Below are 1202 nucleotides of genomic sequence, written 5' to 3'. Positions count from 1 at the left end.
TGTGGGAGATTCTATGGTTGAGGGGCAACCCTCAACCAACCTTTGGCTGATATTCGCTTTGCCCTTTCAGTAGAGCGAACACCACTCGAGCAAGCTTGCGAGCCAATATTACCAACGCTTGAGTGGTGCTATAGCCTCGTGCCCTCTGTGCTTGATAAAACGCCTTCCATGTCTCTGTTCGGCTAGCCGCCATCGCGGCGTTATGCAGCAGGCGCCGGGCCTCTGAGTCGCCGCGCTTACTTAAACTACGACGACCATCTTTCTGTCCTGACTTGTTGACGCGCAAATCCATACCAAGAAAGGCGATAAACGCGTCTGAATTCCTGAATTCTCCCCGTTGGAAGGTGGCAATCAAGCGCGCGCCAGTCAAAAAGCCGATGCCTTCGACCTTCAAGCAACGCTTCAACTGCCCCAGCAAACCTGCCTCTTTCAGGCAATCACTGATCATCTTTTCAATTAACCCTTCAAGTCTCTGCATCGACTTGACCTGCTCGGCAAACGAGGCCTTAAGCAGCGGTTCATTCGCCCAGCTTTGCGTCAGGCTGACGCGCGCCTGAACCAAGGCTGCGCGCCGACGAAACAGGCTTAGAAGGTGGCGATACAGCGGCGATGGCGGTGTCCAGGGACGCAGTTCGTCTGCCTCCTTTCTCAAATAGCGGGCGAGCAGCTGGGCATCCAAAGCATCAGTCTTGGCCCGGATCTTCAAGCTTTCGCGGTAATGTTTAAGCTCATAACCTCCAACCATGTAAACCACGCAACCAGCTTCATGGGCTAGATCGGAAAACTCCAAGTGGTAGATGTTGGTGGCTTCAATTGCGATGGCCACTTTGCAGGACAGCGTTTTCAGCCATTTTTTGATAGCAGCTTTGTTGTTTGCGATCGTTTCCAGTAGATCGGCTTCAGCGTGATAAATCACCAGCTCATTCTTAGCGACATCAACGCCTACGATCGGCTTTGAGACAGAAACTGGCATTGCCATGGGGGCTTCCTCCGGGCTATGTTTTTGAGCACTTGAAGGGCTCACCCAGAGGCGCAGGCTTGTTCCTATCGTCGGTCATAGCCAGATGCATTCTTTATCGGCGCTTGGGTGAAAGGAGGAGGGGCGAAATCTCCCACGGTCTGTACTGCGTCAACAGTCAGAATCGGGCTTTGTCCCTTCTCCTCCCTTCAAGTCCTAGCATACAAGCGGGCTTGCTCGCGAA

1 protein-coding gene is annotated in these 1202 nt (G+C 53.2%); it reads right to left on the bottom strand.

Translation table 11 applies throughout. The features are described from left to right. Positions 1 to 31: 31 nt before the first annotated feature. Positions 32 to 979, bottom strand: a complete 948-nt coding sequence (locus tag VV867_RS30950) for an IS110 family transposase (RefSeq protein ID WP_034376281.1) — start codon at positions 977 to 979, stop codon at positions 32 to 34. Positions 980 to 1202 lie beyond the last annotated feature (223 nt).

Source organism: Pseudomonas sp. JH-2 (assembly GCF_036231725.1).
GTDB lineage: Bacteria > Pseudomonadota > Gammaproteobacteria > Pseudomonadales > Pseudomonadaceae > Pseudomonas > Pseudomonas delhiensis.
This window is presented reverse-complemented; position numbering and strand designations above follow the sequence as displayed.